The sequence below is a fragment of the Thioalkalivibrio sulfidiphilus HL-EbGr7 genome (assembly GCF_000021985.1).
GTDB classification, from domain to species: Bacteria; Pseudomonadota; Gammaproteobacteria; order Ectothiorhodospirales; family Ectothiorhodospiraceae; genus Thioalkalivibrio_A; species Thioalkalivibrio_A sulfidiphilus.
Window position 1 is genome coordinate 652,466 of record NC_011901.1, and the last position, 23,547, is coordinate 676,012.

General features: G+C 63.2%; 29 protein-coding genes and 1 riboswitch. Of the genes, 15 read left to right on the forward strand and 14 right to left on the reverse strand.

From position 1 onward, the window contains the following. Positions 1-51: 51 nt before the first annotated feature. The gene (locus TGR7_RS03065; RefSeq protein ID WP_012637200.1) at positions 52-972 is read left to right on the forward strand and encodes a LysR family transcriptional regulator; all 921 of its coding nucleotides are present in this window, start codon (positions 52-54) and stop codon (positions 970-972) included. A gap of 20 nt (positions 973-992) precedes the next feature. Then, a riboswitch (cobalamin riboswitch) is annotated at positions 993-1,216 on the forward strand. Positions 1,217-1,389: 173 nt separating this feature from the next. Here the strand turns inward: TGR7_RS03065 and TGR7_RS03070 are convergent. From TGR7_RS03070 to rep, 9 genes are all read right to left on the reverse strand, one after another. Then, entirely contained in the window at positions 1,390-2,352 is a 963-nt protein-coding gene (locus tag TGR7_RS03070; protein ID WP_012637201.1) for an IS5 family transposase, read from the reverse strand. 55 nt (positions 2,353-2,407) lie between these two features. After that, positions 2,408-2,836 carry an AAA family ATPase gene (locus TGR7_RS18010; RefSeq protein WP_420084761.1) on the reverse strand — a complete coding sequence of 143 codons (429 nt, stop codon included), beginning with the start codon at positions 2,834-2,836 and terminating at the stop codon, positions 2,408-2,410. A gap of 243 nt (positions 2,837-3,079) precedes the next feature. Further along, a complete protein-coding gene (gene dndC, locus TGR7_RS03075) occupies positions 3,080-4,216 on the reverse strand; it encodes a DNA phosphorothioation system sulfurtransferase DndC (RefSeq protein WP_012637202.1) in 1,137 nt (378 codons plus the stop codon). A 431-nt stretch (positions 4,217-4,647) separates the two neighbouring features. Next, on the reverse strand, positions 4,648-4,797 hold the full coding sequence (locus tag TGR7_RS17575) for a hypothetical protein (RefSeq protein WP_012637203.1): 150 nt from the start codon (positions 4,795-4,797) through the stop codon (positions 4,648-4,650). Then, positions 4,791-5,213 (reverse strand): type I restriction endonuclease, encoded by a 423-nt coding sequence (locus tag TGR7_RS03080; RefSeq protein ID WP_012637204.1) that lies wholly within the window; start codon positions 5,211-5,213, stop codon positions 4,791-4,793. The genes TGR7_RS17575 and TGR7_RS03080 overlap by 7 nt, the downstream gene beginning before the upstream one ends. Positions 5,214-5,408: 195 nt before the next feature. Beyond that, entirely contained in the window at positions 5,409-6,524 is a 1,116-nt protein-coding gene (gene fic / locus TGR7_RS03085) for a protein adenylyltransferase Fic (protein WP_012637205.1), read from the reverse strand. A 406-nt stretch (positions 6,525-6,930) separates the two neighbouring features. Further along, the gene (locus tag TGR7_RS03090; protein WP_012637206.1) at positions 6,931-8,166 is read right to left on the reverse strand and encodes an APC family permease; all 1,236 of its coding nucleotides are present in this window, start codon (positions 8,164-8,166) and stop codon (positions 6,931-6,933) included. Positions 8,167-8,304: 138 nt separating this feature from the next. Further along, complete coding sequence (locus TGR7_RS03095) at positions 8,305-8,979, reverse strand: small multi-drug export protein (RefSeq protein WP_012637207.1); 675 nt, start codon at positions 8,977-8,979, stop codon at positions 8,305-8,307. Positions 8,980-9,162: 183 nt separating this feature from the next. Further along, the gene (rep, locus tag TGR7_RS03100) at positions 9,163-11,178 is read right to left on the reverse strand and encodes a DNA helicase Rep (RefSeq protein WP_012637208.1); all 2,016 of its coding nucleotides are present in this window, start codon (positions 11,176-11,178) and stop codon (positions 9,163-9,165) included. Between the two features lie 198 nt (positions 11,179-11,376). Between rep and relB the strand changes: the two genes are divergently transcribed. From relB to TGR7_RS03165, 13 genes are all read left to right on the forward strand, one after another. Beyond that, positions 11,377-11,598, forward strand: coding sequence for a type II toxin-antitoxin system RelB family antitoxin (gene relB, locus TGR7_RS03105; RefSeq protein ID WP_012637209.1), 222 nt, complete (start codon positions 11,377-11,379; stop codon positions 11,596-11,598). Continuing rightward, positions 11,576-11,833, forward strand: coding sequence for a type II toxin-antitoxin system RelE family toxin (locus TGR7_RS03110; protein ID WP_012637210.1), 258 nt, complete (start codon positions 11,576-11,578; stop codon positions 11,831-11,833). Before relB ends, TGR7_RS03110 begins: the two co-directional genes overlap by 23 nt. Positions 11,834-11,946: 113 nt before the next feature. Further along, the gene (locus tag TGR7_RS03115; RefSeq protein ID WP_041440877.1) at positions 11,947-12,282 is read left to right on the forward strand and encodes a thioredoxin family protein; all 336 of its coding nucleotides are present in this window, start codon (positions 11,947-11,949) and stop codon (positions 12,280-12,282) included. Then, positions 12,279-12,848: a 1,6-anhydro-N-acetylmuramyl-L-alanine amidase AmpD gene (gene ampD / locus TGR7_RS03120; protein ID WP_012637212.1), complete on the forward strand. Its 570-nt coding sequence runs from the start codon at positions 12,279-12,281 to the stop codon at positions 12,846-12,848. The genes TGR7_RS03115 and ampD overlap by 4 nt, the downstream gene beginning before the upstream one ends. A 190-nt stretch (positions 12,849-13,038) precedes the next feature. Further along, a complete protein-coding gene (gene ccoN / locus TGR7_RS03125) occupies positions 13,039-14,457 on the forward strand; it encodes a cytochrome-c oxidase, cbb3-type subunit I (protein WP_012637213.1) in 1,419 nt (472 codons plus the stop codon). Positions 14,458-14,475: 18 nt separating this feature from the next. Then, entirely contained in the window at positions 14,476-15,084 is a 609-nt protein-coding gene (ccoO, locus tag TGR7_RS03130) for a cytochrome-c oxidase, cbb3-type subunit II (protein ID WP_012637214.1), read from the forward strand. Positions 15,085-15,088: 4 nt separating this feature from the next. After that, a complete protein-coding gene (locus TGR7_RS03135) occupies positions 15,089-15,271 on the forward strand; it encodes a CcoQ/FixQ family Cbb3-type cytochrome c oxidase assembly chaperone (RefSeq protein ID WP_012637215.1) in 183 nt (60 codons plus the stop codon). Beyond that, complete coding sequence (ccoP, locus tag TGR7_RS03140; protein WP_012637216.1) at positions 15,264-16,178, forward strand: cytochrome-c oxidase, cbb3-type subunit III; 915 nt, start codon at positions 15,264-15,266, stop codon at positions 16,176-16,178. Before TGR7_RS03135 ends, ccoP begins: the two co-directional genes overlap by 8 nt. A 21-nt stretch (positions 16,179-16,199) precedes the next feature. Continuing rightward, positions 16,200-16,460 carry a hypothetical protein gene (locus TGR7_RS03145; protein WP_012637217.1) on the forward strand — a complete coding sequence of 87 codons (261 nt, stop codon included), beginning with the start codon at positions 16,200-16,202 and terminating at the stop codon, positions 16,458-16,460. A 72-nt stretch (positions 16,461-16,532) separates the two neighbouring features. Continuing rightward, positions 16,533-17,930, forward strand: coding sequence for a cytochrome c oxidase accessory protein CcoG (ccoG, locus tag TGR7_RS03150; protein ID WP_012637218.1), 1,398 nt, complete (start codon positions 16,533-16,535; stop codon positions 17,928-17,930). A 225-nt stretch (positions 17,931-18,155) separates the two neighbouring features. Next, positions 18,156-18,656: a FixH family protein gene (locus TGR7_RS03155; protein WP_012637219.1), complete on the forward strand. Its 501-nt coding sequence runs from the start codon at positions 18,156-18,158 to the stop codon at positions 18,654-18,656. A 194-nt stretch (positions 18,657-18,850) separates the two neighbouring features. Further along, the gene (ampE, locus tag TGR7_RS03160; protein WP_012637220.1) at positions 18,851-19,741 is read left to right on the forward strand and encodes a regulatory signaling modulator protein AmpE; all 891 of its coding nucleotides are present in this window, start codon (positions 18,851-18,853) and stop codon (positions 19,739-19,741) included. A 141-nt stretch (positions 19,742-19,882) separates the two neighbouring features. Further along, a complete protein-coding gene (locus TGR7_RS03165; protein WP_012637221.1) occupies positions 19,883-20,464 on the forward strand; it encodes a histidine phosphatase family protein in 582 nt (193 codons plus the stop codon). A 78-nt stretch (positions 20,465-20,542) separates the two neighbouring features. Here TGR7_RS03165 and TGR7_RS03170 read toward each other — a convergent pair whose 3' ends face one another. The 4 genes from TGR7_RS03170 to TGR7_RS03180 form a co-directional block, all read right to left on the reverse strand. Beyond that, on the reverse strand, positions 20,543-20,848 hold the full coding sequence (locus TGR7_RS03170) for a prenyltransferase (RefSeq protein ID WP_081434245.1): 306 nt from the start codon (positions 20,846-20,848) through the stop codon (positions 20,543-20,545). A gap of 150 nt (positions 20,849-20,998) precedes the next feature. Further along, complete coding sequence (locus TGR7_RS17580; protein ID WP_187148414.1) at positions 20,999-21,175, reverse strand: hypothetical protein; 177 nt, start codon at positions 21,173-21,175, stop codon at positions 20,999-21,001. Positions 21,176-21,363: 188 nt separating this feature from the next. After that, the gene (locus TGR7_RS03175; protein ID WP_012637222.1) at positions 21,364-21,786 is read right to left on the reverse strand and encodes a cytochrome c; all 423 of its coding nucleotides are present in this window, start codon (positions 21,784-21,786) and stop codon (positions 21,364-21,366) included. Further along, a complete protein-coding gene (locus TGR7_RS03180; protein WP_012637223.1) occupies positions 21,783-22,478 on the reverse strand; it encodes a Crp/Fnr family transcriptional regulator in 696 nt (231 codons plus the stop codon). The genes TGR7_RS03175 and TGR7_RS03180 overlap by 4 nt, the downstream gene beginning before the upstream one ends. 44 nt (positions 22,479-22,522) lie before the next feature. Between TGR7_RS03180 and TGR7_RS03185 the strand changes: the two genes are divergently transcribed. Beyond that, positions 22,523-22,951: a secondary thiamine-phosphate synthase enzyme YjbQ gene (locus TGR7_RS03185; protein ID WP_012637224.1), complete on the forward strand. Its 429-nt coding sequence runs from the start codon at positions 22,523-22,525 to the stop codon at positions 22,949-22,951. A 132-nt stretch (positions 22,952-23,083) separates the two neighbouring features. Here TGR7_RS03185 and TGR7_RS03190 read toward each other — a convergent pair whose 3' ends face one another. Further along, on the reverse strand, positions 23,084-23,404 hold the full coding sequence (locus TGR7_RS03190; protein WP_012637225.1) for a DUF2322 family protein: 321 nt from the start codon (positions 23,402-23,404) through the stop codon (positions 23,084-23,086). Positions 23,405-23,547: the final 143 nt, after the last annotated feature.

Sequence of the window (23,547 nt, forward strand, 5' to 3'; positions counted from 1 at the left end):
TGGTATTATTTCATTTATCTATGAATTCTATTCACACATGGTAATGCCGGCATGGCCATCCTGGAACGTATCCATCTCGAAATCATCCGCGCCGTCGAACAACACGGCTCGTTGACCGCGGCGGCGGACAAACTGCATCTTACCCAGTCCGCCCTCAGTCACACCGTGCGCAAGCTGGAGGAACAGCTCGGCACCGCTATCTGGTACCGCGAGGGCCGCAGTCTGCGCCCCACCCAGGCCGGCGAATATCTGCTGAGCGTGGCCAAGCGGCTGCTGCCGCAGCTCGCGCACGCCGAGGAACGATTGCGCCAGTTCGCCCAGGGTGAACGCGGCACGCTGCGCATCGGCATGGAATGCCACCCCTGTTACCAATGGTTGCTTAAAATCGTGGCGCCCTATCTCACCGCCTGGCCGGCGGTGGATGTGGACGTAATCCAAAAATTCCAGTTTGGCGGCATCGGCGCGTTATTCGGCTACGAGATCGATATGCTGGTGACGCCCGACCCGCTCTATAAGCCCGGCCTCACCTTCGAGCCGGTGTTCGATTACGAGCAGGTGCTGGTAGTCGGCCCACAACACCCGCTGCACAACGCCAGGCATGTGCAACCGCGGCAATTGGCCGACGAGACGCTGATCACCTATCCGGTGGAGACCGACCGGCTCGATATCTACACCCAGTTCCTCACGCCGGCCGGCATCAGCCCGAAGCGCCACAAGCCCATCGAGACCACCGACATCATGCTGCAGATGGTCGCCAGCGGGCGGGGAGTCGCCGCATTGCCACGCTGGCTGGTGGAGGAAAACACCGCCAAGTTTGATGTCACGCCGGTGAGACTGGGGAGAAAGGGAGTGGCCAAGCAGATCTTTCTGGGATTCCGTGATGTCGATGCCGACATCGACTATCTGCGTGCTTTTGTCGACCTGGCGCGGGCTCGACCTCACCCTCTGCGGCAATCGGATGATCACCCTTGACGTGCACTAGGGATTGGCCTATCTCGGGCTCCTGATCCGGTTCAACCACAATATCTTGTGGTTGTGACAACAGGGAACCCGGTGTGAATCCGGGACTGTCGCGCAGCGGTATCGGGGAACGAGGGTCACATGCAGGCACTATCCGTCAGGATGGGAAGCCGTGATCCAAGGTGAAGCGTCCAGATTTTCCAGTGGATGCTTCGTGCCCCCAAGTCCGAATACCTGCCGGAAGGGCATCTGTTTGATGCCCACAGCCCGGGCCTCGCGTTAAGGAACGTCTGATTAAGTGATCTCGGGTAGCTGGCCGGGGCACATCAAGGATGACATGTCGTTTCCTTAGTCAGTTTGGGACCGGATTTGCCGTTTTTTGATCGATCCCGGCCGATTCACGGCCCAATCCACGGTCACCGGGCGCACCTATCCTGCTGTACGCAACAACTGGCGCCTCGCCAGATACAGATTCGACAGCGCAAACAGGGTCGTCAGCTGGGCCGTGTTCTTGGCCAAACCCCGGTAGCGCACCTTGGTATATCCAAACTGGCGCTTGATCACCCGAAACGGATGTTCCACCCGTGCTCGAAGCTGGGACAGGCGATGATTGATCTCGCGCTTCCACTCAGGCAGTTCCCGGCCCCTCTGGCGCTTGAACGGGAAACACCACAGCGGGCCGCTGGCCGGATCACTCGCCGCCAGGTTGCGCTCCCGGGTCGTGTAGCCCTTGTCCCCATGTACTTCCTGCTCATCACCGTGCAGCAGGGTATCGGTGAGCTTCACGTCCGGCACCTTTGCCGCCGTGCCCACCACCGTGTGCACCAGGCCATGAGCAGTATCCACACCCACATGGGCCTTCATGCCGAGGTACCACTGGTTGCCCTTCTTCGTCGAACTCATCTCCGGATCACGCTTGCCCTCAGCGTTCTTCGTGGAGGTCGGCGCAGCAATCAGGGTGGCATCGACCATCGTGCCCTTGCGCAGGATCAGGCCACGCTCGCCCAAAAGACCGTTGATCTCATCGAGCAGCGCACCTGCCAGGCCATGGCGTTCGAGCAGGTGACGGAACTTACAAATGGTACTCTCGTCAGGGATGGCCTCCACCGTGGCATCCAGGCCCGCGAACTCACGCAGCAGCGGGATATCGTGCAACGCCTCTTCCATGGCCGGGTCGGAATAAGCAAACCACTGCTGCATGAAGTGGGTGCGCAGCATGATCTCAAGCCCGATCGGGTGGCGCCCATTGCCGGGCTTGGGGTAGTAGGGCTCGATCAAGGCCACCAGCCGGGACCAGGGCACTACCTGGTTCATCTCGGCCAGAAACTGTGCTTTGCGGGTCTTCTTGGGATGCTTCACAAAGCCCGAATCATTCAAGCCCAACTGTTTCATGGTGCGACCTGTTGCTCCGAGAGGATGGTTCAGTGATTATCCCATGCGGCGGGACTTAATCAGAGAAGAACGGCACAAGCTCCCGAGGCAGAAATTCGTCAAGTCGTGCCTCAGCGACCTCGCCGGCCAACGGCTGTCCGTCGACTTCTACTTCCAAGATTTCACTATCCGGCGAAAATATGTGGCCGTTGATCGTCCAGTTTCGACGAGCGACTAGCTCAACGCGGTTCGGAGGCCCAACCTCTATAGAGACCGAGCAAGCGGTTGCTCCGTCCGCTTTAGCCTCCCGATTCAAGATCCCGGACCACTTGTCCCCATCTCCTAACACATAGGCGCTTCTGGACATGGACCTTCGTTGCGTCTTGTCTTCTGTACCCAAAAAAAGAAGCTTTACCGCATTAAGGAGACTCGTTTTTCCAAACCCATTGCGCCCCATGACGAGGGTCAGACGACCATCGCCATTTTTTTGGGTGCTAACTCGAATGTCTGCTCCCCCCGATACGAGAACAAATTATTGAGCGTGATCCTGTGAAAAATCATACGGCGTTTTCCTCATTTGATTGAGCAACGCTAATCAATTCGGACAACTTCCGGCGCAACTCCGGACGAGCACCCCACCGATCAAGATTCGTAAACTCTACTTCGAGTGCCAATACCTTTCCTACAATGTCAGGATTCAATCCACGCTCCGCAGCGATATCCTCTAGCATTGTTTGTTCGTTCTCATTTAGTGGCATAGGCCCCCCCCCCGTTTGATGGTTCGTCCGAATTTTGCAGACAGCTTGATAGCCGTGTCATTGAGATCGAACTCGCTGGACCAAACAGATTGAATGTAATCGATCTCATCATCGCTGATTAAGCGAATACCCACTTTTCCTTCTATGTGCAGAAGATGCTCGAGTATTTCCTGTCGCGCGACGGGCGTGAAAGGCCCCGGACCTTCGGATCCATCTCTTCTTCTGTTCATGCGTACATGTGGCTGTTCGCGGAACTCCTTCAACCAGCTTCGAAAATCAGCAAGTGGTTTCATCCATGCATCGCCGGTCTGGATGAAGCCTTCCATGCTCTTATCTAACTTGACAACGGTACAGGTCCAACATCCGAATCGACCTCCTCCGCATGACGGCGTATTCAAGTCCATTACCACAGGGCACTCACCACCAATGGCTTGTCGATACAAGCTAATGATTTGGTCATGTGGATACTTCCATGCTGGTGGGTTATGTGTGTAGAGGAAATCCCAGACCTCATCATCAGTCCAAGTGGCGATCGGCGCGAGTACGAAGGCATTGGGTATTTCGTGGTGGGCGTTTAGGTTTCTGAAATTCTTTACTCGGGATTCCATTCCCTTCTTACGGATCGTACTTTCAGCAGTACGCGAGCCCAAGAGCAGGATAACGCTCCCATGCTTCGCCGTTATCTTATCGATGGCTCTTCTGCTGGGCTTGATCTTCATCGTTGTAGTGCACCAGCGAAACCATCTCGTCGGCGGAGGGTAGCCACGACCGATCAACTTGCTCCAGAAGGTCTCAGGTACAGCTGGCCGCACCATCTCGCATATAAGCGGCAAGTTCCGTCGCTCGGCATCTTTTTGTACCGCGGTGAGAACGTCGCGTACGTAATTGACGATATTCGGCGCCTCGACCTGCGTGTCGGAAGAGATCACGTAGACGGGCTTTATCGCGTGTTTGCCTAACTCGACGAGAACGTCGTAAACCAGGTGCAAAACGAGCGTTGAGTCTTTGCCGCCTGAATACGCCACAATCCACGGACGCCCATCTGCGAGATATGCCTCTTTGAGGGCAGTTTTCGTCTCGGCAACTAGATCAGCCCCATTGGTTGCTGTCGCAAAAACCTCAGCCATGTATATTCACCGCTCATTCAAATCAGAGAAGGACCAAGAAGATGTCGCAGTGGCAACTGCCTTGCGTTGCCTCGGGAGTATGCATAAACGTTATGCCGCACTCCGCAGATCAACCTCGTTTCTAATTTATTGTCATTTGAGGCTTAGTGAGTGTCGCATATGTTGCGTCCGTTGGCAGTCAAACCTCACCACCCTGATCCCAACGGGGCGGTGAGGTTTGACTTGGACAAGTCATTGTTACAACTGGAAATTGCCTTGATTCGGCGCAAAATCTCCGCTGATATGGCCAGTTTCACCCATTAGATCGGTCCTGTAAGCCGCAGAGAGGCTAGGCGCAAGTCATCGATGCTCAGAGGTGTCATTTGGGCCCTGAACTTAGTCATTATGGCCGAAATCGAGCGATGTTTAGACGTCATTTCCTTTTATATCAGTCACTTGTTGAAGTCAGACCCCGCGATCCGCCCAGCTGGAGATACGCCGCCCAGGCCGCGAGCCTGCATGTTGGCCAGTATGCGATCGTCGTACTCGTTGCGCAGAACGTCCCGAATGAAATGGTCCTTGTTAGCGGTATAGATCAGCATGGAATCAGTGCCTGCGGCGCGAGGAGAAATCGCGAGGTGAGGGAGGCTTCAGATGTCTCAGGGTAGTCAGGGCCGTTGGTGAAGCGGGTCTCCACGCCGGTGGACTGGTAGGCGAAGGGCAGGGGGTTATCCCAGCGGGGGAGATCGGCTGGCAAGCCCTGGGTGTAGCGCTCGGCCTGCACCTCGACGCCGCTCAGGGTGGCGCCCGCCTTCTTGGCCTCGATCACCCCGGCGGCCTGGCCGTCCACATAGAGCAGGTAGTCGGCGAAGCCGTGGCCGGGCAGGGGGAATTCGCGGATGGCCACGCCCCGGGCGGCGTGGATGCTGGCCCGGTCGGCGTCCTGCACGGACCAGCCGGCAGCGGTAAGCAGCCGGTCGATCTCCCTGCGCGCTTGTTGTTCGGGTTGTGGTGACATGCCGTGTCTTGGCGCTCTGGTCTTCCCCTGGATGAGAAAAATATCACAAAACGGCGGGTTGGCCGGAAAAGCGGACCGCCAAGGGCGCGAAGGAATCCCGGTGGAAAACCCTTGCGCCCTTCGCGCATGCCTTTGCCTACCTTCGCGGTGGACTTTTCGGTTGTTCAGCACCTCGGATGGACAGGCGGCAGATGCTCAAACGGCGTAGGGGGAGAAGTGGTTGTCCTCCTGGGTCAGCAGGCGCAGAAACTTCGGGTGGAGGAAGAGCTTCTCACGCCCCACCCTGATCTCTTCAAGGACGCCGATCTCACACAGGGACTTGAGGTACTTGGAGGCCGTTTCCCGGTGCCCGATGCCGGTATCCACCAGGTTGCCGATGCGGCAGTAGGGCTGGATGAAGATCTGCTCCACCAACTCGCGGCTGTAGATCGCCGGGTCCCGGTGCCGAACGTAACGGGTGGTGTGCTCAAACAGGGCGTTCGCCGCGCGTATCTTTGCCGATGTCCATTCTGCGGTCTCGCTTACGGCCGTCAACATGAACTCGACCCAGGGTTGCCACCGGGCATCCCGCGTGACCGCAAGCAGTAGCCGGTAGTAGTCCGACTTGTGCTGAATGATGTATCGGGAAAGGTGGAGGACGGGGAGGTCCAGCAGTCCCTGGTCCACCAGGTAGAGGATGTTGAGGACGCGTCCCGTGCGACCATTTCCGTCGATGAACGGGTGAATGGCTTCGAACTGGTAGTGCCCCACGGCCATACGCACCAGGGGGTCCAGGTCCGTGGCGCTGTGCAGAAACCGCTCCCAGTTGGCCAGCTTGTCCCTCAGCACGGTTTCGCCTTCCGGGGGCGTGTAGATCACCTCACCCGTGGCCGGATTGGCCAGTCTGGTGCCCGGGACGCGTCGGATATCCAGGTCGAGGTTCTTGATGATCCGGCAGACTTCGACGGCAATGGTGGTGTTCAGAGGCCGCGTCCGTAGTGCCTCGAAGCCATGATTCAGGGCAGTCCGGTATCGCAGGGCCTCCCGTGTGGCGGGATCCGCCTGGTGGTTGCCGCCGTCCGCGAAACGGAACAGGCGGTCGCTGGTCGTGACGATGTTCTCGATCTCCGAACTCGCCTGGGCCTCCAGCAGGGGGATCGTGTTGATGAGCACCGCCTGATTGGGAAGGATGGCTCCAAGCTCCTTGAGTTCGGCGAGTCTTGCCCGTGCCTCGATGCAAAGCTTGAGGACGGCTTTGGTCTCCAACTCCTGGCCCGGGGGGAGTTCTGGGAGGGCGTTGTAGGGCTTCCTCGGGTCGAACGAATTGGTCATGTCGAGATTTCCTTATTTTTTCGACATGTTGTGCTGACGTGTCGATGGGGGCGACCCGTCGAGCTAATATGTCGAAAATAATCAATATTCTCGACATATTAGCCTGATTTAGGTGGTTGTCCAGCGTGTTTCATGGAGGTGAACTGCTAATTTTTGCCCGATTGGCAGTTCATTTGGCATCGGGGCCGACAGGTGCCGCGTGGCTGCGTGGGGTCGGACCCGGACAAGTCATTGTTATATCTAAAAAGTAGCCCTCAATTCGGGGCTAAATTCCCCTTATCCGGCCCATTTCACCCCTTGAATCGGTGCTGTAAGCCGCGGAGCGGCTGGCCTCCCGGCCTCGCGTGCATAGGGCGGCCCATGGCCGCCGGCGGGCGCGGCCCGCCCTATGGGCGACGGGAGGTGTTCACCACAGCCAGATCGCCACCAGCAATTGGTAGAGCAGAAAACCGCCGCTCAGCAGGCCGCCGCACCAGGGTACCCAGCGGGGGAGGTCCAGGCCGCTGGCGCGCGGGCCGTAGATGCGCTTGACGCGCAACAGGGCGAAGTTGACGAGGGTGAACAGCGACAGGGTGATGACGCTGGTGAGCATGGCGAGCGACAGCAGGGGCAGGGCCAGGGCGAAGGCGAGGATCAGGCCGGCCACCACGAGCACTGCGCGGGTGGGTGTGCGGCGGCGCGGTGAGAGGTAGTAGAGGCTCGGGTGGAGCCAGCCCTGGCGGCTCATGCCGAAGAGCACGCGGCTGCCCTTGATGATCTGGATCAGCGCGCCGTTGAGGATGGAGGCAACGCCGATGAGGCCGAGCACCACCGCCGGGTGGCCGGTCTGCTCCGTGTAGATGCGCGCCAGGGGCGCGTCGCTCTCGGCGAGTTCGGCGCCGGGCAGGCTCAGCACGGCGGCCACCGCCACGGCCAGGTAGAAGCCGGTGGTCACCAGCAGGGCGATGACCATGGCGCGGGGCAGGGTACGTTCCGGCGTGCGGGTCTCTTCGGCCAGGTTCACGATGTCCTCGAAGCCGATGTAGGCGTAGAAGGCGACGAAGGCGCCCAGCAGGATGCCCACCCAGATGCCGCCATGTAGACCGGGCAGCATCTCCGGCCAGCGCTCCGACAGGGTGGCCAGGTTGGGGGAGGCGGCCCAGATGACCAGCACCAGGCCCACCATGCTGGCCAGGGTCATCAGCCCCGCAATGGTGACCGACTCGTTCACGCCCCAGGCGGCGATCAGGGCGAGGACCACCACCAGGGCGATGGTGGTGATGATTTCGGGCAGGGGGAAGAACACCTGCAGGTAGCCGAGCACGCCGTGGACCAGGGTCGCGCACGAGACCACGCCGATGGCGATGATGGTGAGCCCGACCACCTGGGACAGGCGGTGACTGCCGAATGCCTCGTGCACGTATACCGCTTCACCGGCGCAGCGGGGAAAGCGCGACGCCAGCTCCGCGTAGGAGAGCGCGGAGAACACGGCCAGGCCGGCGGCCACCAGGAAGGCGAAGGGGGTGTACATGCCCGCGTAGCCGGCGACCTTGCCGATCAGCACGTAGATGCCGGCGCCCAGGATGGTGCCGATGCCATAGAAGGCAACCAGCGTCAGGTTGAGGCTGCGCTTGAGGGCATCAGGGGGTGTGGGGACGTGCATGGCGGGATTGTAGTCCCAGGGTGGGGCCTGCCAAGAGGTGGCGGTCTCAATGCATAGGGCGGGCCATGCCCGCCGTAAGTCGGCGGCCATGGGCCGCCCTATGGGGTGTTCGATGCGATGTGGCGGCCATGGGCCGCCCTATGGTTTGTGGCGGGCGCGGCGCCGGTAGAGCAACTGCATCACCAGGGCGATGAGCACGATGGCGAGCACCACGGCGTAGGGGGCGAAGCGGCTGATGGTTTCCGCCCAGGCACTGAGTTCATTGAGCAGCAGCGCCCAGATGCCGATGGCGACGTAGGTGGATAGCAGCACCACGGTGACGTTCACCCAGGGGCGCAGGCCGATGAGGAAGCCGATGATCGCCCCCACCACCGGGCCGGTCATCCAGAAGGGCATGAACACGAACAGGAACAGTCCGGCGATGCCGTATCGGCGCACGGCCCCGCTGCGGGTGCTCGCGGCCTGGTGCATGCGCGCGAAGAAGGGCTTCAGGGCGCGCAGCCTGACCAGCTGCCACCAGCTGAGCGCGAACAGGGGATAGACGACGAGCACATGGATGCTTTCCACCAGCATGTTGAGCGGCACCACCTGGGCATGGCCAAGGCCGCTCGCGTAGCCGAAGCTCATGCCCGCCGCCCGGCCGATGACCAGGTTCAGCCCGGTCATGACGGCATAGACATAGGCGTTGTCGAGGGACAGGGTCCAGGCGGTCAGCAGCGCGGCCAGCAGCGCCAGGGACAACGCCGCACCCAGGTACAGGAGGCGGCCTTCGGTGCTGGCCAGCAGGCGCAGGTGCAGTCCTTGTCTCGTCATTGGTTTGATAGGTTCTCCACGAAGAACACGGTTGGCTCGTAGAGTGATGCGTCCTTGCGTCGTGCTTTGGCTTTGTGTGCGCCCGGTGGGGCGGCGGCCATGGGCCGCCCTATGGTTTGGTTCTTCCGCTCAGTGAGTTTTTCGTTCCTTTGCGCCTTCGCGTCGTTGCGTCGCGGTTCGCCCTCAGGAAAGCAGACTCTTCAGGTTGCTCAGGTGCGCCTTGCCGGTGATGCGCGCCTCTTCCGGGTCGGGGGGCTTGGCGTCGGGCCAGTCCAGGTGCTCCCGGGGCAGTTCCTCGATGAAGCGGGAGGGTTCGCAGTCCACCTCCTCGCCGAAGCGGGTGCGCTTGCGGGCGTAGGTGAGGGTGAGGCTGAGCTTGGCGCGGGTGATGCCCACGTAGGCCAGGCGCCGCTCCTCTTCCAGGCCGTCCTCCTCCAGGCTGACCCGGTGGGGCAGCAGTTCCTCTTCCATGCCCACCAGGAACACGTGGGGGAACTCCAGGCCCTTGGCGGCGTGCAGGGTCATCAGGTGCACGCCGTCGGAGTCGTCCTCGCCGCCGGCGCGGTCGAGGATGTCCATGAGGGTCATGTGGCGCACGATCTCGCCGATGTCCTTGCCGCCCTCGGCGCCTTCCTTGGACAGGCGTGCCATCCAGTCCAGCACCTCGTTGACGTTGTCCATGCGCCGGGTGGCGGCCTTGGGGTCGCGGGCCTGGTCCAGCAGCCAGTCGTCGTAGTTGAGTTCGCCGATCAGGGCACGGGCGACCTTGGCCGGGTCGCCTTCCTCGGCCTTGCGGCCGAATTCCAGCAGCCAGTCGGCGAAGCCCTGCAGGCGCTGCACGGCCCGGGCGGGCAGGCGCTCGGTGAGCCCCATCTCGAAGCAGGCGGTGAGCAGGCTCACGCTGCGCTCGGTGGCGTACTCGCCGAGCTTCTCCAGGGTCGAGGGTCCGATCTCCCGGCGCGGTACGTTGACGATGCGCAGAAAAGCCGTGTCGTCATCGGGGTTGGCCAGCAGGCGCAGGTAGGCCATCACGTCCTTGACCTCGGAACGCTCGAAGAAGGACTGGCCGCCGCTCACCTTGTAGGGGATGGCATGCTCGCGCAGCAGCTTTTCAAATACCCGGGACTGGTGGTTGCCCCGGTACAGGATGGCGTAGTCCCGGTACTCGGTGCGGTGTTTGAACTTGTGTTTCATGATCTCGGCCACCACCCGGGCGGCCTCCTGCTCGCCGTCGTTGCAGGGCAGGATGCGGATGGGCTCGCCCTCGCCGAGCGCGCTCCACAGGCGCTTCTCGAACACGTGGGGGTTGTTGCCGATCAACTGGTTGGCGGTCTGCAGGATGCGGTTGGTGGAGCGGTAGTTCTGCTCCAGCTTGATGACCTTCAGGCGCGGGAAGTCCTGCTGCAGGGCGGCCAGGTTTTCGGGCCGGGCGCCGCGCCAGGCGTAGATGGACTGGTCGTCGTCGCCCACGGCGGTGAGCCCCCCGTCCACGCCCACCAGCAGGCGCACCAGGCGGTACTGGCAGGTGTTGGTGTCCTGGTACTCGTCCACCAGCAGGTGGCGGGTGCGGTTCTGCCAGCGCTCGCGCACCTCGGCGTTTTCCTCCAGCAGGCGCACCGGCTGGACGATCAGGTCGTCGAAGTCCACGGCGTTGTAGGCCTTCAGCGCGCGCACGTAGGCGGCGTAGAGCCGGGCCTGGGCGGCCTCCTTCTCGTCGGCGGCCCGGGAGAGGGCCTGCTCGGGGGTGATCAGGTCGTTCTTCCAGCGGCTGATCTGGTGGCGGGCCGGTTCCGGGTCGATGGGATCGTCGCCCCGGAAGGTGAGTTCCTTCAGCAGCGACAGGCTGTCGGCGGCGTCGAAGATGGAGAAGCCGGCCTTGTAGCCCAGGCCCTTCAGCTCCCGGCGGATGAAGTTCAGCCCCAGGGTGTGGAAGGTGGAGACCGTGAGCCCCTTGGATTCGTCCCGCTCCAGGAGCCTGGATGCCCGGGCCTTCATCTCCTTGGCCGCCTTGTTGGTGAAGGTGATGGCGGCGATGCGTTTCGGGTCCATGCCCCGGTCGCGGATCAGGTGGGCGATCTTGTGGGTGATCACGCCGGTCTTGCCGGAGCCGGCACCGGCCAGCACCAGCAGGGGGCCGTCCACGTGTTCCACGGCGGCGCGCTGCTGGGGGTTCAACGGAGGGGGGGTACGGGTACTCATGGGCGGGGCGATTGTACAGGAAGTGCGAAGTGGGAATTGGGAAGGGCGAAGTGAGAAGGGCGAGCAGGGATGTAACCCATTGAATACATCACAATGGCAATGCCCGTATCCAGCGTCGGCTGTCAACTGACCTTGCTTCACAGGCGGGCTAAGATTACAGTGAATCCCATTGCATCCCATCGACATTCGGGGCTGGCCATGGCTCAGATCACCACACGATTCCCTGACGAACTCCTGGCGTCTCTGGACGAGGCGGCGAAGACCTTGCATCGCAGTCGAACGGACCTGGTCCGTCAGGCGGTGGAGCGCTATCTGGAGGATTTCGAGGACCTGCACGTGGCCGTCGAACGGCTGCAGGACCCGAGCGACCCGATGCTGGACTGGGAAGACGTGCGGCGTGGGCTTCTCGATCAGGATTAAGCAAAGCGCTGCCAAGGCCCTGGCGGGGATCGACAAGAAAGACCGCCTGCGCCTGGTCAGCGCCATCGATGAGTTGGCGGAGAATCCCTACCGCGGCAGCGCCCTCAAGGGGGACCTGACGGGGCTGCGCCGGATCCGCGTGGGCAACTACCGGGTGGTCTACGAAATCCGGGAAGGGGAGCTGATCGTGCTGGTGGTGCGCATCGCCCATCGACGCGAGGTCTACAGGCGTTGAGGTGTGATATGGGTATTGGCGTCAGCAACGGGCTTGCTTCGCACTTCCCAATTCACATTTCCGACTTTGTCTCCCCCTTCCCACTTCCCCATTCACCCTTCACACTTCAAAGCGTGCAAACGCTCGATCAATTCAATTTCCACCACGTCCTCGCCGAGACCCCGGGCACGGCCCTGGTCATCTTTACCGGTCCGGACTGCGGGGCTTGCCGGCGGGTGAAGGCGCTGCTCTCGGAGATGGTGGCGGCGGGCGAGTCCTGGCGCCTGTTCGAGGTGGATGCGGCCCGGGACGGGGGGCTGGCCCGGGAGTTCGAGGTGTTCCACCTGCCGAGCCTCTTCCTGTTCCGGGACGGTCACTACCACGCCCCCCTGCACGCCGAGCCCCTGCCGGAACGCATCCGTGCGGCGGTGGCCACAACCCTGGCCCGGCCGGCCCAGGAGGCCCCGTGAAGGTGGACCTGCAGAGCGGCTGGCTCCAGGGGGTGGTCCGGGTGCCTTCCCCCAATCACGACGAACGCCCGGAAGGTGCCCGGCCGGAGCTGGTGGTGGTCCATGCCATCAGCCTGCCGCCGGGGGAGTTCGGCGGGCCGGGGATCGATCACCTGTTCACCAACACCCTGGACCCGGAGGCCCATCCCTATTTCCGGGAGATCGCCGGTCTCGAGGTCTCGGCCCACGTGCTGATCCGCCGGGACGGGCAGGTGGTTCAGTACGTGCCCTTTGACCGCCGCGCCTGGCATGCGGGGGCCTCCAGCTGGCAGGGGCGGACCCGCTGCAACGACTTCTCCATCGGCATCGAGCTGGAGGGCTGTGACGATCTGCCCTTCGAGCCGGAGCAATACCAGCGCCTCACCGAGGTGATCCTGGCCCTGCGCGAGGCCTATCCCGGCATCGCCCCGGACGCCATCGCCGGCCATGCCGACATCGCCCCCGGCCGCAAGACCGACCCCGGTCCCCACTTTGAGTGGCCGACGCTCTGGGCCGGACTGGGGATAGAGAAATCGGGCCTGGCCTAGAGGTGATCGGAATTCAAGATTCAAAATTCAAGATTCAAAGGGATCACCTCCGCTTTGAATCTTGAATCTTGAATTCGCTCTTATTGATCTGCATCAAGTTTCGAACATCAAGACTGGCTAATAGTGCTCCCTGAAAACATCCGGTGCGCATGCCCACGTGTGCGCGCGATTTTCAACAGGGGGGCGCTCCATGGAGCAAGCACAGACGTACAACTACAAGGTGGTCAGGCAGTTCGCCATCATGACCATCGTCTGGGGCATCGTCGGCATGGCGGTGGGGGTATGGATCGCGGCGCAGCTGGTCTGGCCGCAACTGAACCTGGAGATCGAGTACCTGACCTTCGGTCGACTCCGGCCCCTGCACACCAACGCGGTGATCTTCGCCTTCGGCGGTTCGGCGCTGTTCGCCACGTCCTATTACATCGTCCAGCGCACCTGCCAGACCCGGCTGTTCAGTGACGGGCTGGCGGCGTTCACCTTCTGGGGCTGGCAGGCGATCATCGTGCTGGCGGCCATCACCCTGCCCCTGGGCAAGACCATGGGCAAGGAGTACGCGGAGCTGGAATGGCCCATCGCCATCCTGGTGGCCGTGGTCTGGGTGGCCTACGCCATCGTGTTCTTCGGCACCATCATGAAGCGCCGGGTGCAGCACATCTACGTGGCCAACTGGTTCTTCGGCGCGTACATCCTGACCATCGCCGTGCTGCACATCGTCAACAACATGTCCATGCCGGTGACGATGTTCAAGTCCTACTCCATGTACCCGGGCGCAATGGACGCCATGGTGCAGTGGTGGTACGGGCACAACGCGGTGGGCTTTTTCCTCACCGCCGCGTTCCTGGGCATGATGTACTACTTCGTGCCCAAGCAGGCGGGCCGGCCGATCTACTCCTACCGTCTCTCGGTGGTGCACTTCTGGGCGCTGATCTCTCTGTACATGTGGGCGGGTCCGCATCACCTGCACTACACCGCGCTGCCCGACTGGGTGCAGTCGCTCGGCATGGTGTTCTCGCTGATGCTGCTGGCCCCCTCCTGGGGCGGCATGATCAACGGCATCATGACGCTCTCCGGTGCCTGGCATAAGCTGCGCACCGATCCCATCCTGCGCTTCCTCATCGTGTCCCTGTCCTTCTACGGCATGTCCACGTTCGAGGGGCCGATGATGTCCATCAAGACGGTCAACGCGCTGTCCCACTACACCGACTGGACCATCGGGCACGTGCACGGCGGCGCGCTCGGCTGGGTGGCCATGATCTCCATCGGTGCCCTGTACGCGCTCATCCCGGTGCTGTTCGGCCGCGAGCGCATGTACTCGGTGAAGCTCATCGAGTGGCACTTCTGGCTGTCCACCATCGGCGTGGTGCTCTACATCGTGTCCATGTGGATCGCGGGCGTGATGCAGGGCCTCATGTGGCGGGCGGTCAACGACGACGGCACGCTCACCTACAGCTTCGTGGAGACGCTGGTACCCATGTATCCGTACTACACCGTGCGTTTCCTGGGCGGCCTGCTGTTCCTGCTGGGCATGTTCATCATGGCCTGGAATGTCTGGAAGACCGTGGCCGGTGCCAAGCCCGCCGTGCACGCGGTGCCCCAGGCGGCGCACTGATCAGGGGAGACTGGAACCATGAGTCATGAAATCGTCGAGAAAAACATCGGCCTGATGGCCATCGGCATCCTGCTGGTGATCAGCATCGCGGGCCTGGTGCAGATCGTGCCCCTGTTCTTCCTCAAGAGCACCACGGAGCCGGTGGAAGGGCTGCGCCCCTATACGGCCCTGCAGCTGGAGGGCCGGGACATCTACGTGCGCGAGGGCTGCTACACCTGCCACTCCCAGATGATCCGCCCGTTCCGGGCAGAGACCGAACGCTACGGCCACTTCTCCGTGGCCGGCGAGTTCGTCTGGGACCGCCCCTTCCAGTGGGGCTCCAAGCGCACCGGTCCGGATCTGGCCCGTGTGGGCGGACGTTACAGCGATGACTGGCACCGGGTTCACCTGATCAATCCGCGCCTGGTGGTGCCCGAGTCCAACATGCCCGCCTATCCGTTCCTGGAGCGGCGCGAGATCAACGCCGACATCACGCCGCGCAAGCTGCGTGCCATGCAGCGCCTGGGCGTGCCCTACACCGACGAGCAGATCGCCTCGGCGTCTGACGAGGTGCGCGGTAAGACCGAGATGGATGCGCTGATCGCCTACCTCCAGGTGCTCGGCACCGCCATCCCGCACCGCAGGTGATGCCATGAGTATGGGATTGATGCAGGGCCTGCTCACACTGCTGCTCATGGTGCTGTTCATCGGCATCGTGGTCTGGGCCTACAGCGGTCGGCAGAAGAAACGATTCGACGAGGCCTCCATGCTGCCCTTCGCGGAAGACGAGGGCACCCAGGGCAAGCGTCGCACAGGGGAGAAGAACCATGACTGAACATGACATGACCACGTTCTGGCACTGGTGGGTGATCGTGCTCACGGTGGCCAACATCGTCGGCATCTTCTGGCTGATCCGCTGGACCAGCAAGCGGCGCGCCGGCGAGGTGGCCGAGGGCCAGGAGACCGGACACGTCTGGGACGGCAACCTGTCCGAGTACAACAACCCGCTGCCCCGCTGGTGGCTGTGGATGTTCTACCTGACCATCGTGTTCTCGGTGATCTACCTGGCGCTCTATCCGGGCCTGGGCCGCTTCGCCGGTTTCCTGGGCTGGTCCTCCGTAGGCCAGTACCAGCAGGAGGCGAGCCGTTTCGAGGAGCGTTTCGGCCCCATCTTCGCCGCCTACGCGGACCGTGATCTGCCCGCCCTGGCCCGGGATGAGGACGCGCTGCGCACCGGTCAGCGGCTGTTCCTCAACTACTGCTCCACCTGCCATGGCTCCGATGCCCGCGGCGCGCCGGGCTTCCCCAACCTTACCGACGGGCAGTGGCAGTGGGGCAGTTCGCCCGCCGACATCCACCAGACCATCATGGCGGGACGCCAAGGCGTGATGCCCGCCATGGGTGATGCCCTGGGCGCGGACGGGGTGGAACAGGTGACCCACTACGTGCTGAGCCTGGCCGGGCGCAGTGATGCCAATACCGATCTGGCGGAACTGGGCGCGCCCCGCTTCGCGGTCATGTGCGCGGTGTGTCACGGTGCCGAGGGCACCGGCAACACCGCCCTGGGCGCACCGGATCTGACCAACAACATCTGGCTCTACGGCGGCTCCGCCGGTGCCATCGCCCGCACCATCCGCGAGGGACGCCACGGGGTGATGCCCGCCTTCGGCGACTTCCTCGGCGAGGACCGGGTGCACGTGCTGGCGGCCTACGTCTACAGCCTCTCCCATCAAGGGCAATAGGTCTGGGGTGTTCGAGCGGCCATGAGCGATATGCAGGATCCCGTTGAAGTCTCGCTGGCACAGCGGGTGATCGCCGTCCTCTGGCCCTCCTTTTTGACCGCGGGTCTCGCCACGGTGCTGCTGTTCACCTGGATCGATCCCGCCGAGCTTGCGCTGTACGTGCCGGGCGCTGAGGGCGTCACGCGCATGGGCGCCTACTCGGCGGGCTTTTTCAGTCTCTGGGCGATCACTGCCGTTTCCAGTGCCCTGACCATTTATTTCGGCCGCCCCGCCGGCCGTTGAACCTCAACCCATGACCGGCCCCGGTGAGACTGTCGGGGCCGGCAAAGGTCCACCAGCCCGAATGCCGCGTCCATGAGCAAAGCCGTCACACCCCCGGAAGGCAACGAACAGGAGTTCTACGCCAAGCGCGCCAAGGTCTACCCGCGCGAGGTGCACGGCCTGTTCGCGCGCCTGCGCACGGCGGGCGTGCTCGGCCTGCTGGGTATCTTCTACGGTGCACCCTGGCTCACCTGGGGTGACCGCCAGGCCATCTGGTTCGATCTGCCGGGACGCAAGTTCCACGTGATCGGCTGGACCTTCTGGCCCCAGGACTTCTTCCTGCTGGCCCTGCTGCTGATCATCGCGGCCCTGTCCCTGTTCTTCTTCACCACCCTGGCCGGGCGGCTGTGGTGCGGTTACGCCTGCCCCCAGACGGTGTGGACCGAGGCCTTCCTGTGGATCGAGCGGCGCATCGAGGGTGACCGCTCGGCACAGATGAAGCTGGACAAGGCTCCCTGGGGTGGCCGCAAGCTCGTCATCAAGGGCACCAAGCACACCATCTGGCTGGTGTTTGCCCTGTTCACGGGCCTGACCTTCGTGGGCTACTTCACGCCCATCGCCGAACTCATGCCGCGCTTCTTCACTTTCCAGACCGGCGGCTGGGAGACCTTCTGGATCCTGTTCTACGGCTTTGCCACCTGGGGCAACGCGGGCTTCATGCGCGAGCAGGTGTGCATCTACATGTGTCCCTACGCCCGCTTCCAGAGCGCCATGTTCGACCGGGACACCCTGATCATCTCCTACGACGAAAACCGCGGCGAGCCGCGCGGTTCCCGCAAGCGCGGCGTGGATCCCAAGCAGAAGGGCCTGGGCGACTGCATCGATTGCACCCTGTGCGTGCAGGTCTGCCCCACGGGCATCGACATCCGCGACGGCCTGCAATACCAGTGCATCGGCTGCGCGGCCTGCGTGGACGTCTGCGACCAGGTGATGGACAAGATGGGCTACCCCAGGGGCCTGGTGCGCTACACCACCGAGAACGCCATGGAGGGCAAGGTCACCAAGGTGCTGCGTCCCCGGGTGGTGCTCTACGCGCTGCTGTTGCTGGTGCTCATGGCCGGGCTTTTGTACGGCATCATGAGCCGCAACCCGGTGGGCATCGACGTGATCCGCGACCGCAATGTGCTGTTCCGTGAACTGGCCGATGGCCGGGTGGAGAACGTCTACACCCTCAAGCTGCTCAACAAGTCCGACAGCCTGCGCGAGTACCACGTGGAGATCCGTGGCCTGGAAGGCGCCGAGTTGGTGATCGATCGGGTGATGCCCGTCCCCGTACCGGCCGGCGGCGTGGTGGAACTGCCCGCCCGGGTGCGCCTGGACCCGGTGGTGCTCGACGCCCCCACCGCCGAGCTGGTCTTCATCGCCCGGGTGGAGGGCGAACCGGATGCCGGCAACGAACGGGCCGGACGCTTCGTCGGGCGGATGCGGTGAAGTCGTTGGGTCCGCGAATGAACGCGAATGGACGCAAATGGAACTTCAGAAGCCGGACCGCGAAGGGCGCAAAGGACTTTCTTTTATCAGAAGATCCCTCGCGCCCTTCGCGCATACCTTTGCGCCCTTTGCGTTCCGGCTTTTTGAATCTCATTCGCGTTGATTAGCGTTCATTTGCGGACACCCTGAGTTCTTCATGAAATCAATGACAGAGTGGTACAGACCATGCGCTACGTGAGAGAAGACAACGGCCCCTGGTACCGCCAGCCCTGGCCCTGGCTGCTGATGATCCCGCCGGTGACGGCGGTGTTCGTGGGCATGATCCTGCTGCGCGCCGCGACCTATGAACCCGACGGGCTGGTGGTGGCGGACTACTACCGGGAAGGCCGGGCCATCAACGAGGTGCTGGAGCGTGAACGCTTCGCCGCCCAGCTGGGCCTGGGCGGCGAGCTGGTGCGCGAAGGTGAGCGATTCGTGCTGCGCATGGAAGGCACCCCCCTGCCGCCGGCGCCGCTGACCCTGCGCCTGCTGCATCCCACCCGGGCCAACAAGGACGCGGAGATCCGTCTCACCCACGACGCCCACAACGGTGCCTGGGTGGGCAACCTGGCCACCCTACCCACTGCCCGCTGGCACGTGCACCTGGAGCCCGAGGACCGCAGCTGGCGTCTGCGCGGGCGCCTGGAGCCGGATGCCAGCCGCGTGACGGTGAGCGCGGGGGGATAAATGGAAGTGCGAAGTGGGAATTGGGAAGTAGGAAGTAGGAAGTAGGAAGCAGGAAGGTAATAGGGGGCGGTGGTGTGGCTGATTACTTCCCACTTCCCAATTCCCCCTTCGCACTTCAATACCGCCCCTCGGGGTTGCGCCGGCCGGTGGCGTGCCCGAAACTCTGGGCTTAGGCCACGAACCCCGGACCGCCCATGTCACTGATCACCATCCTCATCGCCCTGTTCCTGGAGCGCTTTGCCGGCACCCTGGACGACCTGCGCCAGTTCCGCTGGCTGGACGGTTATGCCAACTGGATCCGTGAGCGCATGGAGTCCCTGGGCATCTCGGACGGCACGGCGGTGTTCGTGGCGACCCTGCTGCCGCCGGTGCTGCTGCTGGCCATCGTGGCCCTGCTGGTGCACGGCGCGGTGCTGGGCCTGCTGGACATCGTGTTGGGGGTGATCATCCTGCTGCTGTGCCTGGGTCCGAAGGATCTCAACGACCAGGTGGAGGCCTATGTGGAGGCCGGCGCCATGAAGGACGAGGAGCGCCAGAAACGCCACGCCAGGGACTTGCTGGGTCAGCAGGAGGTCCCGGAGGACCTGCGTGAACGCACCCTGTCGGTGGTCCAGGCCATGTTCTCCGAGGCCAACAGCCGCCTGTTCGCCGTGTTGTTCTGGTTCGCCATATTGGGTCCTCTAGGCGCGTTCATCTACCGGCTGGGCAGTCTGCTCAAGTCACCCGGCGAAGAGCGTCCCGAAGGGGTGATGGCCGCCGCCGCCCGCCTGCAGGCGCTCATGGACTGGATCCCGGCCCGCCTGTTCGCCCTGGGTTACGCCCTGGTGGGCAGCTTCGACACGGCCTTTGCCGTGCTGACGCGGTTCCTGCCCGGCAGCTGGGCAAACATGGCCGAGGAGAATACGAGCCTGCTGCGGGAGGCCGGTTCCGGGTCCCTGCACCTGGATCACGTGCGTGGCGAACACTGGGAAGACCCCAACGAGATCAATGCCCTGGTGGAGCGGGCCAACCACCTGATCATGCGTACCCTGGTGGTGTTCCTGGCCGTGCTGGCCCTGATGACCCTGGCGGGATGGGCAGGATAGGGGCAGTGGCCAGTCTCAAGTGGCTAGTGGCAAGGACGGCCAGAACCGATCTTTCCCCCTCTCCCTCAGGGAGAGGGTTGGGGTGGTTTCCCTTGCCACTTGAGACTAGCCACTAGCCACTGACTTCTCGCCACTGCCTTTATGTTGATCGACCTGCTGCGTCATGGTGAGCCCGAGGGTGGTCAGCGCTACCGGGGGTGCGGCATCGATGATCCCCTGAGCGAGACCGGCTGGGCGCAGATGCGCGCGGCGGTGCAGGCGAACGCTGCATCCTGGGATCACATCATCACCTCTCCCATGCGCCGTTGCCGTGAATTCGCCGAGGCCCTGTCCCGTGAGCGGGGTATTGCGCTCTCGGTGGAGCCTGGGCTTCGCGAGGTGGGGTTCGGCAGCTGGGAGGGGCGCAGCCCCGAGGTCATCAAGGCCGAGTCCCTGGACGAGTATCTGGCCTTCTACAACGACCCGGTGGGTGCGCGGCCCGCGGGCGCCGAACCCCTGGACGCATTTGCCCGGCGCGTGAGGCTTGCACTCGCCGCGGCGACCGAGCGCCACGCCCGCGGGCACCTGCTGGTGGTGGCCCATTCCGGCGTGATCCGCGCCGCCATTACCCTGGCCATGGATGTCTCCCCCGCGGCCCTCTACCGACTGCGCATGCCCTATGCGGCGCTCACCCGCCTGCGGGTGGACGAGCGGGGGATGTCGGTGGAGTTTGTGAATCGGTGAACAAAAGTTCGAAGTGTGAACTGGGAAGTGCGAAGTCAATTGAGGGTTCTTCACACTTCCCAATTCACACCTCGTACTTCATCCCACCCAGTGCCGCTTGCCGGTGGCGGCATCGGCGCGCCGGTCGGGGAACTGGTTGATGAACAGCAGGTTGGCGACCAGCAGCCCCGAGGACAGGCCCAGGAGCAGGGCCCGAAGATCGAATCCGCTTCCGGCGACCATGACCAAGCCGCAGGGAACCAGCGCAAACCCCAGCGCCACGTCGGGCTCGCCCAGGCCGCGGCTGTTGAGCTTGAGCGGCGGGGCGGAGTAGCCCCAGCCGATCAGTGCTCCGACGAGTCCCAGGATCAACAGGTGCGGATCCGTGATCAGGGCGAGACCGATGCCTAGGAGCCTGTCGGACTTAGGCTGCGCCTACTGCGCCGGTGGGAGAGCGGTCCATTTTTCCGATCCTTTTCGTCAAATAGCGACGGCTATTCTCCTCAAACGATCGAAAAAAAGGCCTCGCTCTCCCACTCGGCTCGCTACGGGCACCTAAGTCCGACAGGCTCCTAGCGCTGCACAGAACGTGAGCAGGGTGATGCCCAGGGTGCGTGTGCCCGACGGACTGATCCAGCCGTCCTGGATCATCCGGCTGCCGCCGGTGTAGGGCGGTATGCGATCACCGTTGATGGCATCGGTGCCGATCAGGAGCGTCGTGGTGAGCGTCAATGAGTCCCCGATGGGAGGCCCATGCGATACCCAGCATGTCGGGCAGCAAAGAGACCAGCAGGAATGGCGCGCGGATCACGCGTAGCCATGAGTTCGTAGAACTTCCCATGGTGGCAGTGTCCGCCATGGGTCGTTAAAAGACCATCCACCGGCCCGGGCCACAGCCTGATACGGTGTACGGGTGTAGGTCAGCGGATGCGATAGGCCGCGTGGCAGGTGACGCAGCTCTGGGTCACCGCGCGCAGGGCGCGGAAGGCGTTGAGCTGATCCCCTTCCTCGGCCGTGCGTGCGAACTGGCTGGCGGCCCGGTGCATGTGGGTGCCCATCTCGCGCATGGGGGCGGGCATCACCTGGGCCATGTGGCTGGCGCCATGGCTGTCCAGGGAACTCATGCCCAGGCGGAACTCGGCCACCCTGGCGGCGGTATTGAAGTCTTCCATGTTGAGGGCCGCCAGGATCTCGTCGATGGCCTCCAGGTGATCGCGCATGTTGGCGAGCATGTGTGCCTGCATCATGGGCGGCATCTGCACCATTTCACGGCTGTCCGCGTGTGTCAGGGCAGGGATGGCAAGGCTGAGGCTCAACAGGGCACTGGTCAGGATCGCTTTCATGGGGTCCTCGAATGATGGGCTGGCTCCAGTCCTGATCGTAGGCGTCCCGAGCCCCGGTGCCTATGATCCAGATCATAGGCACCGGGCGCATTCAGCTGACCGTGAGCCGCAGGCGATTGCCGCTGCGGGTCAGTTCGCCCCCGCTCTTCCATGCGCGCCAGGGTCCGGTACAGGGTTTCCCGGGTGAGCCCCAGCAGGTCCGCCCACTGGGTCAGGGTGAAATTCAGTTCCAGCTCGCCCGCTGGTGAACCCTCGGTGAGCAGATAGTGGCGGATGCGTGATTCGGCGCCGCGCAACTGCAGGCGCTCCACCGCGGTGCGCTGCTGACGCAGCCGGGCGCCGAGACCGGCCACCCAGTCCAGGGCGAATTGCGGGTCGTTCACCAGGTGCTCGCGCAACAGTTCACGGGGCAGCGCCAGGCCCCTGGACGGGCGTACACACAGGGCCGTGCAGTGATAATGCGCTGCGCCGAAGCTGGCCTCGGCAAAAAAGCCCTCATCCCGGACGCGGTGCAGGATCACCGTCTCGCCGCCGGGGCCGTGCCGCAGCAGATGCACCTCGCCCTGCAGCAGGTAGTACACGGCCCGGGCCGGATCGCCGTGGCGGAACACGGCATCGCCCTTGGCGTAGTCCCGCGCGCTGCAACGCGCGCGCAGCTGTTCGAGGATCTGGGGGTAAGATGTGGCATCCATCGGCGTCGTCACACAACGGAGAATATCGGGAGGATTGTCGCACCATGTCCCTGATGCAGACCACGCACAGGCTGGAGATCGAGACCCGGGGTCCCGGGCTTTACATGTTCACCGACCCGGTGCGCCGCTGGGTGGCGGATGCGGGGATCCGCACCGGGCTGCTGACCCTGCTCATTCAGCACACATCGGCGAGTCTGGTGATCCAGGAGAACGCGGACCCGGACGTGCGGGGAGATCTGCAGAGGTTTTTCAGCCGCCTGGTGCCGGAGAACGACCCCATCTACCGCCACACCCTGGAAGGCCCCGACGACATGCCCGCCCACGTGCGCAGTGCGCTCACCCAGACCCAGCTTTCCATTCCGGTGATGGACGGTCGTCCGGCCCTCGGCACCTGGCAGGGGTTGTACGTGTTCGAGCATCGCCGGGCGCCCCAGGTGCGGCGGGTGGTGGCGCACCTCATAGGAGAAGGATGAAAATCAAGTGAGAAGTGTGAATTGGGAAGTACGAAATGAAGACCTGGCGCATGATCCAGGGCCTTGGACTCGCCCGACCGCCCATGGCTGTTTCGCTGCTCAATTCCCACTTCCCACTTCCCACTTCCCACTTCACACCTTCGGTACGGCCTTCACCGAGTAATACAGATCCTCGTCGATCACCTTGAACAGCCGGTCGATGTTGGGGTGCTTGCCGGGGTGGTCGTGGGCATCCTGCACGTGTTCGGCGAACAGGCCCAGGGCGTCGCGGGCGGCGTTGGGGGTGAGCCCGCCGTGGTCCACGGAGACCTTGTAGTAGACCGCCAGAGAGCCCTGGCTGCCGGGCTTGTTCTCGATGCTGGCCTCGGGCTCGTAGCCGTCGCCGTAGAGCTCCAGGCGGGCGATGTGGTCGATGGAGGGGAGCTGTTTGAGGTTGTCCTGGAAGCTGGCCATGGGGCACTCCGAAAGTGGCTGGGGATGATCCCGGTCAATGAAATGTCATTTTTCCGGTGTCTGGCGGGGCGAACTGTTAGGATGGGCGTCATTTGTGCATCGCAAAAACCCTTGCTCGGGACGCTTGACCCGTTCGCCTGGGT